Genomic DNA, 13,836 nt, shown 5'->3' with positions numbered 1-13,836 from the left:
ACGCCCACCCCTCCCCCACCTGCGCCGGTGCGACTACTCGTCCTCGTCCGTGACCGTGTCCCAGGTTTCCAGCGTGGTCCCCGCCGCGGTCGTGACCTCCAGCACCCGGCATCCCATGAGCTCGGCGGCGCCGTAGAGCCGCCGTCGCACGCGTTCCGCGTCCTCGGGCGGGAAGGCGATCCGGATCTGGTGGGGGTGGGGGTTGTCGTAGGTGAGCAGCCAATCGGCGTCGAGTGTCGCGAAGTGGTCCTGGCCGCTCTCGTCGTACGTCGAGCGCCATGTGCCGCGGTCCGTGGTGGGGGCCAGCGCCGCACGCAGGCGCCGCAGACGCTCGTCATGGGGCAGGGGTCCCTCCGACAGGCGCAGGCACCGGTCGGCGCGGGGCCGGAACGTGTTGAACCAGGGTGCCAGGTCCGGCTCCGGCGCGCCGAGCAGCCGGGAGCGGACCCGTCCGCCCGTCCAGCTCTCGATGAACGCGGCCGCGCCCGTGCGATGGGTCTCGTACCAGCCCTCGCTGGTCCACAGGACGACGGGCCACTCCTCCGGTTCCCCTTCGGTGAGCCAGCACAGCCGGTCGGCGTCCATGGTGGTGCCCCAGACGAGCAGCCCGCCCGGCGCCGGGTACAGCGGGTACGGGTAGCGCTCGCCACCCAGGTCGGCCGATTCCGTCGCATGCGCGCTCTGCCACTCGACGCCGTTGTACCTGCTCACGCCGAACGGGGTGTGGAGGTAGAGGAAGTCGCAGAACTCCCCCCATCCGTAGGTGGCGACCAGCCACTTGTAGTCGTCGGGCAGCCGCACCCCGACCGCGGTCTCGGCGGCGGTCCAGTCGCCGTGGGCGTCGATCGGTGCGGCCGGCGGCGTCACGAGCCGCGCCAGGGTGTCGTATCCGGTCACGGCAGGTCGCGCAGGACGAGCGCCTCCGCGAAGGGCGTACCGGTCCGCTCCGCGTACGTCATCCGCTCCCGCACCTCGTGCAGGGTGCGCGGCCGGTAACCGGGCCCGCCGCAGCAGCTCTTGTGGAATCGCACGCCGGCGTTCAGCAGCACGGCGAGGGTCCGCCACCCCGCGGCGTCCCGGCGCGGGGGCGGGGCGAAGGCCGAGCCCGCATGGACCAGGGCTCCCGCACACCGCGGACAGATCCGCTCCCGCTCCTTGTCGTACGGCTGCTTGTACGAGGCCCGGCAGGGCAGGCAGACGTAGGAGGTCTTCGCATGAGCCATGGGAACAGCGTAGGCAGCGCCCCGGGCCGGGATCGACCCGAATTCCGGGGAGCCGCCCGCGCCCGGCGTGACGGCGCTGTCCGTCAGCCGGGTCCTCAGGTCACTTGCCCGCCGCCAGGCCCGCCTTGACCATCGAGACGGTGCTCACCAGCTTGGGGAGGCCTTCCGTCTGGACCCCCCTGATGCCCCGGGAGACCTGGCTCTCCTCGCTCTTCGCGGCTCCGTCGGCGCACTCGGCCGCTCCCCGCCTGAATCCGCCGAGGGCCTCCTTCCAGTACCGCTGGGCGGCCTCGTCCGGGATCGGGTCGAGCTTCTCCGCCTTGGCGGTCTGGGCCAGCAGGTCCTGGCAGGCGGGTCCCTGGACGTCGATCGTGCGCATGCTCACCTCGTTGACCCGGCCTGCGTCCTCGGTCAGCTTCTTGATCTGGGCCTCGCCTCCCGAGGCGTACCACTCCTCCAGTTGCTCGGCCGGGGTCTGGGAGCAGCCTCCGAGCAGCAGCGTGACGGCTGCGGCGGTGACGATGACGGTGCCGCGGGTCGCCGCGGGTACGCGCAGACGTAATCTCATGGAACCTGGAACCCCCCTGGATCGGTCCGACCGATGCTGCCAGGGACGCCCCGGGCCCGTGCCCCTCGTGATGCTTTCGTGACGGGTCGCCGGTCAGCAGGAGGTCGCCGGCCAGAGGGAAATCGCCGGTCAGAGGGAGATCGCCGTCCCGAGGGAGTCCGCGCAGAGGAACTTCGGCGCGCCCTCCTCGTAGAAGACGTCGAGGGTGGTGACCGTGAATCCAGCCGCCGCCAGCAGGTCCGGGGCGGAGCGGGTGAGGTGGCAGCCGCCCAGGAGCCGCATGTTCAGCGGTTCGAGCCGTCGCTGCAGGCGGCGCACGCGCCAGTCACCTTCCGGGGCGAGCCCGTGTTCGACGAAGTGCAGGGTTCCGCCGGGTTTGAGTACGCGGCGCAGCTCGCGCAGGGCTGCCACGGCGTCCGGGATGGTGCACAGCGTCCAGGTCGACAGCGCGGTGTCGAAACCGCCGTCCTCGAAGGGCAGCGACTGGCCGTCCAGGCCGGCCCGCCGGACCGGTACGCGGGCGCCGCGTACGCGCTCCGCGGCCAGCCGCCACGCGACGTCGGACGGCTCGACCGCGGACACGCCCGTGACGCCCGGCGGGTAGAAGGGGGTGTTGTGCCCCGTGCCGAAGCCGATCTCGACGACCTCGCCCGCCAGCCCCGCGCAGACCCGGCGGCGCAGCGGCCGGGCCGCCTTGGCGCCGCAGGCGACGTCAAGGATCCGCGGCACTGCCTGCTCGGCGTAGAACCCCATGGCGGCCTCCGCGTCTCGCCCCTCCTCAGGATGGCACCGCGGCCCGGGCTCCACGACACCCCATCGATTGACAACCCGAGGTTGACACCCAGAGAAGTGTCAACCTAAGGTTGCCTCTATGACGAACCCTTCGGTGGAACCCGTTCGCATGACCAATCCGGTACGCCTCGACGACCTGATCGAGGCCATCAACAAGGTCCACACCGACCCCCTGGAGCAGCTCAGCGGCGCCGTCGTCGCGGCCGAGGCCCTCGGGGACGTCGCGGACCACCTCATCGGCCACTTCGTCGACCAGGCCCGCCGGTCCGGCGCCTCCTGGACCGACATCGGCCGCAGCATGGGCGTCACCCGCCAGGCGGCCCAGAAGCGCTTCGTACCCAAGGCGGACAAGGAGGGCGCCGGTGGCCTCGACCCGAACGCGGGCTTCGGCCGCTTCACCCCCCGCGCCCGCAACGTGGTCGTGACCTCGCAGAACGAGGCCCGCGCCGCCGGCAACACCGAGATCCGCACCGAGCACCTGGTCCTCGGCCTGATGGCCGAGACCGAAGGACTCGCGGGGCTCATCCTGCGCGCCCAGGAGGTCTCGCCCGACGACGTACGGGCCGCCGCGACCGCCGCACTCCCACCGGCCCAGGACGAGCTCCCCGCCCTCGTCCCCTTCGACGCCTCCGCCAAGAAGGCCCTGGAGCTGACCTTCCGTGAGGCCCTGCGCCTGGGCCACGACTTCGTCGGCACCGAGCACATCCTGCTCGCGCTCCTGGAGCTGGAGAACGGCGAGGGCCTGCTGAGCGGCCTCGGTCTGGACAAGGCCGCCGCCGAGGCGACCGTCAACGAAGCCTTGGCAGCCGTACTCGGCGACGCGGACGGGAAGTAGAGGAGTCCGCGTCCCGCGTCAGCTCGTAGCGCTTGACGTACGCACCGAGGAACGCCTGCAGCGTGGCGACGGCCGGGATCGCGATCAGCGCCCCGACCGCGCCCAGCAGGGCGGTCCCCGCGATGACCGAGCCGAAGGCCACCGCGGGATGGATGTCGACGGTCTTCGAGGTCAGCTTCGGCTGGAGCATGTAGTTCTCGAACTGCTGGTAGACCACCACGAACACCAGGACGTACAGCGCGTACCAGGGGTCCACGGTGAAGGCGAGCAGGACCGGCAGCGCGCCCGCGAGATAGGTGCCGATGGTGGGGACGAACTGCGAGACCAGTCCCACCCACACGGCGAGCGCGGGCGCGTACGGCACCCCGAGGACCGCCAGCACGATGTAGGTCGCGACACCCGAGATCAGCGCCATCAGCCCGCGCGAGTAGAGGTACCCGCCCGTCTTGGCGACGGCGATCTCCCAGGCGCGCAGCACCTCGGCCTGCTTCGCGGGCGGCAGTACCGAGCACAGTGCGCGCCGCAGCCGCGGTCCGTCGGCGGCGAAGTAGAAGGAGAACAGCCCGATCGTCAGCAGCTTGAAGAGTCCGCCGAGCACGGTGGCGGAGACGTCGAGCACGCCGGACGCGCTGTTCTGCACGTACTTGCGCAGCCAGTCGGAGCGCAGCACGCTCTCCTGGATCTCCAGCCGGGACAGTTCGGTGTGGAAGGTGGAGTTGATCGCCTTGATCACCGAGTCCAGATAGCCCGGGAAGCCCTCGACCATGGCGACGATCTGGCCGGCGAGCAGCGAGCCGAGCAGCGCGAGGAAGCCGGCCGTCACGATGAACACCGCGAGGAACATCACGAAGGTGGCGACTCCGCGGCGCATCCCCCCGGCCGCCATCCTGGCCACGGCCGGCTCGATCGCGAGCGCGAGGAAGAACGCGATCAGGATGTTGACGAGGAGGCCTATCAGCTGGTGGAAGGCCCAGCTGCCGAGCTGGAAGCAGGCCACGAGGGCCAGTACGAGGATCACGGCGCGCGGCAGCCAGCGCGGCATGCGCCCGTCGTCCGCGGCCGCCCCGGAGGGCGGCGGGGCGGGCGGCGCGGGCGGACCCGGCCGGTCCGGTGGTTGCGGCTCCTCCGCCCGCACCGGCGGTGTCGCCCCCGGCGCATCGGCGGGCTGGTCGGTCGTCTCTTCGCTGGCTGCCACGGCGCCAAGTCTGTCCCACGCGCGCCCGCCACCGCGAAACAGCGCGCGGATCAGCGCAGGGACGCCGGCACGTCCATCGCCGAACACACCGCGCGCCAGACGTCCTTGGCCTCCCAGCCCGCCTCCAGCGCCTGGTGGACGGTCCGCCCGCCGAGCTCCGTCATGACGTGGTCCCGTGCGAAGGAGTCGGCATAGCCCGCACCGAAGTGTTCCGCCATCCGTTCCCAGAAAATCGTCAACCGCATGCCCCCAGTATCCCGCCCCGGGAGAGTGCACCGCCCGCGTTCGGCCCTCCCGGCCGCACCACGGCGTCCTACGTTGCACGCATGCCCGGAGACGAAGCTTCCTCGCAGACCCCACACACCTCGCGGCCCCGGCCGTCCCAGACACCCCAGGACGCCCAGGACCCCCAGGGCCCGCTGGCCCGCGCCGAGGGGTTCATCTGGCTCACGGCCCGCGTGCTGGAGCAGCGGCGGTTCGCGTTCCACTTCCTCGGCGGGGACGCCGACCCGGTGGACACGGCCCTCGGTTCGTATCTCAACGCGGACGGCGGCTACGGTCACGCACTCGATCCGGACCTTCGCGGTCCGCTCAGTCAGCCCCTGCACACCGCGCACGCGCTGCGCGTGCTCGACAGCCTGGGCCGCTGCGCCGGGCAGCGCATCGAGCGGCTCTGCCGCCACCTGACCGGGGTGTCCACCGCGGACGGGGCCCTTCCGGTGGTCTTCCCGGCCCCCCGCGGTTATCCCGCCGCCCCCTACCACCCGGTGCACGACGACCCGCCGGGCGAGTTGCTGACCACGGGCCCGGTCGTCGGCGTGCTGCACCGCAACCGGGTCTGGCACGCCTGGCTCTTCCGGGCGACGGACTTCTGCTGGGACCGCGTCGAGAACCTGCGCCACTCCCACCCGTACGAGGTCCAGAGCGCGGTGGCCTTCCTCGACGGCATCCCCGACCGGGCGCGCGCGGCGGCGGCCGCGGACCGGCTGGGCCGGCTGGTGCGCGAGCGGAAGCTCGCGGTCCTCGATCCGGTGCGGCGGGCGGAGTACCCGGAGGCCCCCGGCTACGCGCCGGGCGAGCGGCTGTACCCGCACGACTTCGCCCGGCGGCCGGAGTCGCTGGCCCGCGGCTGGTTCACCGACGCGGAGCTGCGCCGCTCACTGGACTTCCTGGCCTCCGAGCAGCAGCCGGACGGCGGCTGGCCGGTGCGCCGCCGGGCCTGGGCGCCGGGGAGCTCGCTGGAGCGGAGGCCGATCGCCACCCTGGAGGCCCTGCTCACCCTGCGGGCTTACGGGCGCCTGCCCGCCAAGGTCAGCCACCCAGGGCCCGTACCCCCGCGGTGACCACGACGGCGGCCGCGACCACGACCAGGAACGGGGCGCGCAGCAGCAGCGCCAGTCCGGCGGCGGCGAGTCCGGCGGCCCGGGCGTCGACGACCAGGGCGGACCCGGTGCTGAAGGTCTGCTGGGCGGTGAGCGCGGCGAGCAGGGCGACCGGCAGCAGGGCGGCCAGGCGGCGCACGAGCGGCCGCTCCAGGGCCCCGGCCGGGACGAGCAGCCCGGCGAGCTTGACGGCGTAGCAGCCGACGACGGTGAGGCCGATGGCGATCCAGACGTTCACGGACGGCGTCCCTTCATCCACAGCACGACGGGGGCGGCCAGGGCCGCGATCAGCACGGGCACCCCGGCGGGCAGCACGGGCAGGAAGCCGAGCCCGAGGACGAGCGCGAGGGCGGCGACGGCCCGCTCGGTGGAGGTCTTCAGCATGGGTGCCAGCAGCGCCAGGAACACGGCCGGTCCGGCGGCGTCCAGGCCCCACGCCCTGGTGTCCCCGATGGCCTCGGCGCCGAGCGCGCCGAGCAGGGTGGTGAGGTTCCACAGCACGTAGAGGGTGAGTCCGGTGACGGTGAAGCCGAGCCGGGCCGACTTCCGGTCGGGCTGGGCCAGCGCGACGGCGGTGGTCTCGTCGATCACCCAGTGCGCGGCGAGGGGCCGCAGGGCACGGGGCAGCTTGAGCAGCTGCGACAGACGCAGTCCGTAGAAGGCGTTCCGGGTGCCGAGGAAGAAGGCCCCGGCGGCGGCGGTGAACGGGTTCCCGCCCGCCGCGAGCGCCCCGACCAGGGCGAACTGCGAGGCGCCGGTGAAGACGAGCAGGCTGAGCACACAGGCCTGCAGGGTGCTGATGCCCGCCCCGGCGGCGGTCACACCGAAGGCGAAACCGGACAGGCCGACGGCCACGCCGACCCCGAGCGCGTCGCGTACGACGGCGGCGCGCGGCCGCTCGCCGGACGCCGGTACCTCACGTATCTCTGGCTCTGTGACCAGCTGGTTCTCTCCCACGCTCCGAAACTATGCGGGAGGTGCCCGGTGGGTCTTGTACGTTCTTGCGCGCGCGACGTCAGTCCCGCCGCCGCAGCGGTTCCCCGAGCAGCGGGGTGAGCCGCCCCTCGGCGGCGGCGAGCAGCGGGGCTCCGAACACGGTCAGCGTCCCCTCCCAGGGGTGCCCGAAGGTTCCGAACTCCAGGCCGGGGTGGAGGAAGAGGTAGTAGTCGCCGTCCGGGTAGACCGACCCCGGCCACCTCGGGCGGCCCGGGCCGCCCACCCGGTGCGGGTCGAAGGCGTAGCCGATGTGCTGCCAGTCGAGCCAGAACAGCTCCTGCCCGGGCGCGGTGAGGGAGCGCAGCGCGCGTTCGGTGATCCGGCGGAGCTCGTCGAGTGAATCCTCTCCGCCCCGGTCCACGGCGTCGAGCGACCAGGTGACCGAGGGGGCCGGTGCCTCGAAGCCGGGAAACCTGCTCGTGCTCGGCCGGAACCCGAACTCCTGCTCCAACCGGTCCCAAAGCGGTCCGTCGTCCAGCGCGCCGATGGTCTCCCGGACCGGCCGGGTCGTGGCCGGGGTGCCCGCCGGGGCCCAGCGGTGGGTACGTACGGTCGTCAGCTCCTCGAAGCCCGCGGCCAGGAGCGCGGTCCGCACCTCACCATGGGCCTCGACGAGGCAGTACCGGGCGGCGCGGTCCATCAGGTACGCCTTCTCCCGCAGCCGCGCGAAGTGCCGGACCAGCTCCGGGTGCGGCCCGGTCAGCCCGCCGACGACCACGAAATCCGTATCGGCCGGCCGCCCCGCCCAGCCGATGCCCGCCGTCCGGCCCCGGCGCGGCAGCGCCGCCGCCCCGAACCTCTGGTAGAGGCGGTGGGCGTCCGCCTCGAACTCGCTCAGCGCCAGCGCGTGCGGACCGCTGGTGGCGGCGAGCTCACGTGCCCGCGCGCTCCCCGCGGATCCGTCCAGGACCAGGGCGCGGACATCCTCCCGTGTCCCGGTCCTCCCCTCCAGGGCGTCGCACTCCGCCACGAGCAGTGAGCGCTCGGCTCCGGCCTCGAAGCCGGCGGCCGTCAGCTCTTCCGCCAGCCCGGGCGCATCGTGCCCGTGGACCTTCCACTCGGCCGGCTCGTTGCGCGCGGCGAAGGCCTCCAGCTGCCGCCGTACCGTCGCGGCACCGGGCGGCTGCGGCAGCGGCCCGTGCTCCACGGTCCCGTGGGTGCCGTAGTGCGTGCGGACGAGGAGTCCATCGCGTTCGATCACCGCGCCGGCGGGCCGCCGGTGGGGCACCCGGCCCCTCAGCTGCGCGTCGTGCAGCGCCCGCACTCCCCCGATGTCCATGATCAACAGCCTAGACGGCCCGCTCCCGCCGGTACGCGCCGGGCGGCACCCCCACGATCCGGGTGAAGTGCCGGTTCAGGTGCGGCTGGTCGGTGAAGCCCACGGCGACGGCCGCCTCCGCGGGCGCCGTGCCCACCTCGAGGAGCCGGCGGGCCTGCCGGACGCGGGCGTCGGTGAGCCAGGTGTGCGGCGGCATCCCGTACCGCTCGCGGAAGGCCCGCAGCAGGGCGAAGGGGCTCGTGCCCAGCTCCGCGGCGAGCTGCTCCAGGGACGGCGGGTCGGCCATGCGCTCCTGCAGCACGGCCCGGGCGGCCTCCGCGTCGGCGCCGCCCGCGCCACGGACCGTACGAGCGGGCATCGGTCCTGCGTACCGGGTCAGCATCCGTGCCACCAGGCCCCGCAGCAGCGTGTCGGCGGCCAGCGCGTTCCCCGCCTCGGCGGCCCGGTGGACCTCGGTGATCGCCCGGGCGGCCTGCGGGTCGGCGACCATGTCGGCGGTGAACCCCGGGGTGCCGCGCAGGATGCCGATCTCGTCGGCGACCTCGGCGATCAGGGCGCGCGAGGGGTAGAGGGTGGCGTAGGCCCAGCCCTCGGGCACCCCGGCGCGTGCGGTGTGCGGCACCTCTGGGTTGATCAGGACCACGCTGCCCGGTCCGGCGTGCACGACGTGCCCCGGCAGCCCCACTTCCTCGACACCGCCGGTGACCGCCGCCATGACGTACCCGTCGTGGGCGTGGCGCGGGAAGGTGTGGCGCACGTAGTGGGCGCGCAGCAGGTCCAGCCCCGGCAGTTCCGCGTACTGCCAGTGCCGTGCCCACTCCCGGCGGCCCCCGGCGCCCTCGTCCGTCCCCATCCCCCCATTCTGCGCCCCCGCGCCGACCCGCGTTTGCCCAGGTCCGGCCCGTTGTCAGTGGCCGGGTGCACGATGGGGGCATGGCAGGCGCTGCGCTCGACTCGTTCTCCCCCGCGACCCGCTCGTGGTTCACGGGGGCCTTCGTCACGCCCACCGACGCGCAGGAGGGCGCCTGGCGGGCGATCGGGGAGGGTTCGGACGTGCTGGTGGTCGCCCCCACCGGCTCCGGCAAGACCCTGGCCGCGTTCCTCGCGGCCCTCGACCGGCTCGCGTCCACCCCGCCGCCCGCCGAGCCGAAGAAGCGCTGCCGTGTGCTGTACGTATCGCCCCTGAAGGCCCTGGCCGTCGACGTGGAGCGCAATCTGCGCAGCCCGCTGACCGGGATCCGCCAGGAATCGGTCCGCCTGGGCCTGCCGGAGCCGGACATCCGGGTCGGGATCCGTTCCGGGGACACCCCGCCCGCCGAGCGGCGGGCGCTGGTCACCCGGCCGCCGGACATCCTCATCACCACGCCCGAGTCGCTGTTCCTGATGCTCACCTCGGCGGCCCGGGAGGCGCTGGCGGGGGTCGAGACGGTGATCCTGGACGAGGTGCACGCGGTCGCCGGGACCAAACGCGGAGCCCATCTGGCCCTCTCCCTGGAGCGGCTGGACGAGCTGCTGCCGCGCCCCGCGCGCCGGATCGGGCTGTCGGCGACGGTCCGGCCGGTGGACGAGGTCGCCCGCTATCTGGCGCCGCGCGGCCGGGTGGAGATCGTACAGCCGCCTTCGGCCAAGGAGTTCGACCTGTCGGTGGTCGTCCCGGTGCAGGACATGGGCGAGTTGGGCGGCTCCCCCGCGACCGAGGGCAAGGAGGGCGGGGACAAGCCGTCGATCTGGCCGCATGTGGAGGAGCGGATCGCCGACCTGGTGCAGGCGCACCGCTCGACGATCGTCTTCGCCAACTCCCGCCGGCTCGCCGAGCGGCTGTGCAACCGGCTCAACGAGATCGCGTACGAGCGCGCCCTGGGCGAGAAGCTGCCGGAGGGCAAGCCGCCGGCCGAGATCATGGCCCAGTCGGGCGCCGCCCTGGGTGCTCCGCCACTGCTGGCCCGCGCCCACCACGGCTCGGTGTCCAAGGAGCAGCGGGCGCTGGTGGAGGAGGACCTGAAGGCGGGCCGGCTGCCCGCGGTGGTCGCCACCTCCAGCCTGGAGCTGGGCATCGACATGGGCGCGGTGGACCTGGTGGTGCAGGTGGAGTCGCCGCCTTCGGTGGCCTCCGGGCTGCAGCGGGTGGGCCGGGCCGGGCACCAGGTGGGCGCGGTCTCCACCGGGGTGGTCTTCCCCAAGTACCGCGGCGACCTGGTGCAGGCGGCGGTGGTCACCGAACGCATGCGCACGGGGGCGATCGAGTCGCTGCGGGTGCCCTCCAACCCCCTGGACGTACTGGCGCAGCAGCTGGTCGCGATGGTCGCGATGGACACCTGGCAACTGGACGACCTGCTCGCCCTGGTGCGGCGGGCGGCGCCCTTCGCGGCGCTGCCGGAGTCGGCGTTCACGGCGGTGCTGGACATGCTGGCCGGGCGCTATCCGTCGGACGCGTTCGCCGAGCTCCGGCCGCGTGTGGTCTGGGACCGGGTGGCGGGGACGGTCACGGGCCGGCCGGGAGCCCAGCGCCTCGCGGTCACCTCGGGCGGCACGATCCCCGACCGGGGTCTCTTCGGCGTGTTCCTGGCGGGCTCCGACCCCAAGAAGGGGGGCGGCCGGGTCGGCGAGCTCGACGAGGAGATGGTCTACGAGTCCCGCGTCGGCGACGTCTTCACCCTCGGCACCACCTCGTGGCGGATCGAGGACATCACCCGCGACCGGGTCCTGGTCACCCCCGCCCCCGGGGTGCCGGGCCGGCTGCCGTTCTGGAAGGGTGACCAGCTCGGCCGGCCGCTGGAACTGGGCCGCGCCGTCGGTGCGTTCCTCCGCGAGCTGGGCGGCCTCGGCGAGGAGGACGCCCGGCTGCGGCTGGTGGCGGCGGGCCTGGACGCCTGGGCCGCCGAGAACGTGCTGGCGTACCTCGCCGAACAGCGCGAGGCCTGCGGTCACGTCCCCGACGACCGGACCATCGTCGTCGAGCGGTTCCGCGACGAGCTGGGCGACTGGCGGGTCGTCGTCCACTCCCCCTTCGGTGCTCAGGTGCACGCCCCGTGGGCACTGGCGCTGGGTGCCCGCCTCGCGGAGAAGTACGGCATGGACGCGCAGGTGATGCACGCCGACGACGGGATCGTGCTCCGCCTGCCCGACGCGGACCTGCTGTCCATGGACCTCCTGGACCACGACCCGGCCGCTCCGCACGGGTTCGAGTTCGACGACGAGAAGGCCCCGCTGGGCGCCGCCGACGTCGCCTTCGACCACGGTGACGTCCAGCAGATCGTCACCGACCAGGTCGGCGGGTCCGCGCTGTTCGCCTCCCGCTTCCGCGAGTGCGCGGCGCGCGCCCTGCTGCTGCCGCGCCGGAGCCCCGGCCGGCGCACTCCGCTGTGGCAGCAGCGCCAGCGGGCCTCCCAGCTGCTCCAGGTGGCCTCGGAGTTCGGTTCCTTCCCGATCGTGCTGGAGGCCGTACGGGAGTGCCTCCAGGACGTCTTCGACGTGCCCGGCCTGACCGAGCTGATGGGGGACATCGAGGCGCGCCGGGTCCGGCTGGTGGAGGTGACCACCCCGGAGCCCTCCCCCTTCGCCCGTTCCCTGCTCTTCGGGTATGTGGCCCAGTTCCTCTACGAGGGCGACTCGCCGCTGGCCGAGCGCCGGGCGGCCGCCCTGTCGCTGGACTCCCGGCTACTGGCCGAGCTGCTCGGCCAGGCGGAGCTGCGCGAACTCCTCGACGCGCAGGTGCTGGAGGAGCTGGAACGGGAGCTCCAGTGGCTCACGGAGGACCGGCGGGCCAAGGATCCCGAGTCGGTGGCCGACCTGCTGCGCCTGCTGGGCCCGCTGACGCAGGACGAGTTGGGCGCACGCGGGGCGGATCCGGAGTGGGCCCGCGAGCTGGCGGCGGCCCGCCGCGCCATCCCGGTCAGGATCGGCGGCGCGGACCACTGGGCGGCGATCGAGGACGCGGGCCGGCTGCGGGACGCGCTGGGCACGGCGCTGCCCGTCGGCGTCCCGGAGGCGTTCACCGAGCCGGTCAAGGACCCGCTCGGGGATGTGCTGGCCCGGTACGCCCGCACCCACGGGCCGTTCACGACGGCTACCGTCGCCGCCCGCTTCGGCCTGGGCGCGGCGGTGACCGAGGGCGCCCTGCACCGGCTGGCCGCGGCCGGCCGGGTGGTGCAGGGCGAGTTCCACCCGGCGGGCATCGGCCAGGAGTGGTGCGACGCGACGGTGCTGCGCAGGCTCCGGCGCCGCTCCCTCGCCGCGCTCCGCCAGGAGCTGGAACCGGTGCCGCCGACCTCGCTGGCCACCTTCCTCCCCCAGTGGCAGCACCTGGGCGGAGCCCTGCGCGGGCTCGACGGGCTGGCCCGGGCGGTGGAACAGCTCCAGGGTGCCCCGGTCCCGGCATCCGCGCTGGAACGCCTGATCCTCCCGTCGCGGGTGAGCGGGTACTCGCCGGGCCTGCTGGACGAACTGACCACAGCGGGCGAGGTGGTCTGGGCGGGCGCCGGATCCCTCCCGGGCAAGGACGGCTGGGTCTCCCTCTACCTGGCGGAGGCGGCACCGCTGCTGCTGCCCCCGCCGCACCCGCTGGAGCAGAGCCCCCTCCACCAGGCGGTCCTTGCTTCGCTGGCGGGCGGGTACGGGCTGTTCTTCCGGCAGATCGCGCAGTCGATCCGTGCCGAGTTCCCCGAGGTGTCCGACGTCGCCCTCTCCGAGGCCGTATGGGATCTGGCCTGGTCGGGGCGGCTCACCAACGACACCCTGGCCCCGTTGCGCTCGCTGCTCGGTTCGGGCCGCACGGCCGGCGCGACGGCTCACCGGGCCCGGCGCACGGTTCCGCGCGGCCGGTACGGCACGCTCAGCGCGACGGTGTCCCGTACCGGGCCGCCCACGGTCTCCGGGCGCTGGTCCCTGCTGCCCGCCGCGGCCCCCGACCCGACGCACCGGGCCCACGCCCTGGCCCGCACCCTGCTGGACCGGCACGGGGTGGTGACCCGCGGGGCGGTCGCCGCGGAGGGGGTGGAGGGCGGCTTCAGCGCGGTCTACCGCGTCCTGTCGGCCTTCGAGGACAGCGGTCAGGCGCGCCGGGGCTATGTGGTGGAGGGGCTCGGCGCGGCCCAGTTCGCGATGGACGGCGCGGTGGACCGGCTCCGGGCCGCCGAGCGGACCCCGCCCCCGCTGGCGGCGGTGGTGCTGGCGGCCGCCGACCCGGCGAACGCGTACGGCGCGGCCCTGCCCTGGCCCGAGCCCCCGGCCGGGGCCACCCACAAGCCGGGCCGCAAGGCGGGCTCCCTGGTGGTCCTGGTGGACGGGGAGCTCGTCCTGTATCTGGAGCGCGGCGGAAAGACCCTGCTGGCCTGGCCCGGTGCGGAGGACCCCCGGCTCACGGCGGCCACGGCCGCCCTGGCGGGCGCCTCCCGCACCGGCAGCCTCCCGGCCCTCACGGTGGAACGGATCAACGCGGCAGCGGCCCTGACCTCCCCCCTGGGTCCTGCCCTGGAGGCGGCCGGCTTCCATGCCACGCCGAGGGGTCTTCGCCTGCGTTCCTGACAGCCGCAAACGGACCCGGCCGTGCCACGGACGTCCTGAACAT

The 13,836-nt window shown here is 74.0% G+C and carries 13 protein-coding genes; 3 read left to right on the top strand and 10 right to left on the bottom strand.

Going from position 1 to position 13,836, the window contains the following annotated elements; translation table 11 throughout:
- Positions 1 to 33 precede the first annotated feature (33 nt).
- From DEJ51_RS24815 to DEJ51_RS24800, 4 genes are all read right to left on the bottom strand, one after another.
- Positions 34 to 897, bottom strand: coding sequence for an SMI1/KNR4 family protein (locus tag DEJ51_RS24815; RefSeq protein ID WP_223835951.1), 864 nt, complete (start codon positions 895 to 897; stop codon positions 34 to 36).
- Positions 894 to 1,223, bottom strand: coding sequence for a deoxyxylulose-5-phosphate synthase (locus DEJ51_RS24810; protein ID WP_150259828.1), 330 nt, complete (start codon positions 1,221 to 1,223; stop codon positions 894 to 896). Before DEJ51_RS24810 ends, DEJ51_RS24815 begins: the two co-directional genes overlap by 4 nt.
- Before the next feature lie 100 nt (positions 1,224 to 1,323).
- Positions 1,324 to 1,791 (bottom strand): hypothetical protein, encoded by a 468-nt coding sequence (locus DEJ51_RS24805; RefSeq protein ID WP_150259827.1) that lies wholly within the window; start codon positions 1,789 to 1,791, stop codon positions 1,324 to 1,326.
- Positions 1,792 to 1,920: 129 nt separating this feature from the next.
- Positions 1,921 to 2,544 carry a class I SAM-dependent methyltransferase gene (locus tag DEJ51_RS24800; protein ID WP_150259826.1) on the bottom strand — a complete coding sequence of 208 codons (624 nt, stop codon included), beginning with the start codon at positions 2,542 to 2,544 and terminating at the stop codon, positions 1,921 to 1,923.
- A gap of 118 nt (positions 2,545 to 2,662) precedes the next feature.
- On the opposite strand from DEJ51_RS24800, the gene DEJ51_RS24795 reads away from it, so the two are divergent.
- Positions 2,663 to 3,418: a Clp protease N-terminal domain-containing protein gene (locus DEJ51_RS24795; protein ID WP_150259825.1), complete on the top strand. Its 756-nt coding sequence runs from the start codon at positions 2,663 to 2,665 to the stop codon at positions 3,416 to 3,418.
- Here DEJ51_RS24795 and DEJ51_RS24790 read toward each other — a convergent pair.
- On the bottom strand, positions 3,372 to 4,613 hold the full coding sequence (locus tag DEJ51_RS24790; RefSeq protein ID WP_190620606.1) for an AI-2E family transporter: 1,242 nt from the start codon (positions 4,611 to 4,613) through the stop codon (positions 3,372 to 3,374). The genes DEJ51_RS24795 and DEJ51_RS24790 overlap by 47 nt on opposite strands.
- A 50-nt stretch (positions 4,614 to 4,663) precedes the next feature.
- Complete coding sequence (locus tag DEJ51_RS24785; RefSeq protein ID WP_030650223.1) at positions 4,664 to 4,858, bottom strand: DUF3046 domain-containing protein; 195 nt, start codon at positions 4,856 to 4,858, stop codon at positions 4,664 to 4,666.
- An 81-nt stretch (positions 4,859 to 4,939) separates the two neighbouring features.
- On the opposite strand from DEJ51_RS24785, the gene DEJ51_RS24780 reads away from it, so the two are divergent.
- Positions 4,940 to 5,956: a hypothetical protein gene (locus DEJ51_RS24780; RefSeq protein WP_223835950.1), complete on the top strand. Its 1,017-nt coding sequence runs from the start codon at positions 4,940 to 4,942 to the stop codon at positions 5,954 to 5,956.
- Here DEJ51_RS24780 and DEJ51_RS24775 read toward each other — a convergent pair.
- The 4 genes from DEJ51_RS24775 to DEJ51_RS24760 all read right to left on the bottom strand — a co-directional run bounded on the left by DEJ51_RS24775 (position 5,925) and on the right by DEJ51_RS24760 (position 9,123).
- Positions 5,925 to 6,233 (bottom strand): AzlD domain-containing protein, encoded by a 309-nt coding sequence (locus tag DEJ51_RS24775; RefSeq protein ID WP_030010743.1) that lies wholly within the window; start codon positions 6,231 to 6,233, stop codon positions 5,925 to 5,927. The two genes, DEJ51_RS24780 and DEJ51_RS24775, sit on opposite strands and share 32 nt — an antisense overlap.
- On the bottom strand, positions 6,230 to 6,937 hold the full coding sequence (locus DEJ51_RS24770; RefSeq protein WP_150262123.1) for an AzlC family ABC transporter permease: 708 nt from the start codon (positions 6,935 to 6,937) through the stop codon (positions 6,230 to 6,232). Before DEJ51_RS24770 ends, DEJ51_RS24775 begins: the two co-directional genes overlap by 4 nt.
- A 73-nt stretch (positions 6,938 to 7,010) precedes the next feature.
- A complete protein-coding gene (locus tag DEJ51_RS24765; protein WP_150259824.1) occupies positions 7,011 to 8,270 on the bottom strand; it encodes a DUF2716 domain-containing protein in 1,260 nt (419 codons plus the stop codon).
- A 10-nt stretch (positions 8,271 to 8,280) separates the two neighbouring features.
- The gene (locus DEJ51_RS24760; RefSeq protein WP_150259823.1) at positions 8,281 to 9,123 is read right to left on the bottom strand and encodes a helix-turn-helix transcriptional regulator; all 843 of its coding nucleotides are present in this window, start codon (positions 9,121 to 9,123) and stop codon (positions 8,281 to 8,283) included.
- A gap of 80 nt (positions 9,124 to 9,203) precedes the next feature.
- Between DEJ51_RS24760 and DEJ51_RS24755 the strand changes: the two genes are divergently transcribed.
- Complete coding sequence (locus tag DEJ51_RS24755) at positions 9,204 to 13,793, top strand: ATP-dependent helicase (RefSeq protein ID WP_150259822.1); 4,590 nt, start codon at positions 9,204 to 9,206, stop codon at positions 13,791 to 13,793.
- The last annotated feature ends 43 nt before the right edge of the window (positions 13,794 to 13,836 follow it).

The sequence above is a fragment of the Streptomyces venezuelae genome (assembly GCF_008642275.1).
Taxonomy (GTDB): Bacteria; Actinomycetota; Actinomycetes; order Streptomycetales; family Streptomycetaceae; genus Streptomyces; species Streptomyces venezuelae_E.
Note: the sequence above shows the minus strand (reverse complement) of the source record. Positions and strands in the feature narration are given on the sequence as shown.

Excerpts from the sequence above, each read along its gene's own strand:
- DEJ51_RS24810 (WP_150259828.1), bottom strand. The coding sequence starts at position 1,223 with ATGGCTCATGCGAAGACCTCCTACGTCTGCCTGCCCTGCCGGGCCTCG.
- DEJ51_RS24805 (WP_150259827.1), bottom strand. The coding sequence starts at position 1,791 with ATGAGATTACGTCTGCGCGTACCCGCGGCGACCCGCGGCACCGTCATC.
- DEJ51_RS24800 (WP_150259826.1), bottom strand. The coding sequence starts at position 2,544 with ATGGGGTTCTACGCCGAGCAGGCAGTGCCGCGGATCCTTGACGTCGCC.
- DEJ51_RS24795 (WP_150259825.1), top strand. The coding sequence starts at position 2,663 with ATGACGAACCCTTCGGTGGAACCCGTTCGCATGACCAATCCGGTACGC.
- DEJ51_RS24785 (WP_030650223.1), bottom strand. The coding sequence starts at position 4,858 with ATGCGGTTGACGATTTTCTGGGAACGGATGGCGGAACACTTCGGTGCG.
- DEJ51_RS24780 (WP_223835950.1), top strand. The coding sequence starts at position 4,940 with ATGCCCGGAGACGAAGCTTCCTCGCAGACCCCACACACCTCGCGGCCC.
- DEJ51_RS24765 (WP_150259824.1), bottom strand. The coding sequence starts at position 8,270 with ATGGACATCGGGGGAGTGCGGGCGCTGCACGACGCGCAGCTGAGGGGC.
- DEJ51_RS24760 (WP_150259823.1), bottom strand. The coding sequence starts at position 9,123 with ATGGGGACGGACGAGGGCGCCGGGGGCCGCCGGGAGTGGGCACGGCAC.
- DEJ51_RS24755 (WP_150259822.1), top strand. The coding sequence starts at position 9,204 with ATGGCAGGCGCTGCGCTCGACTCGTTCTCCCCCGCGACCCGCTCGTGG.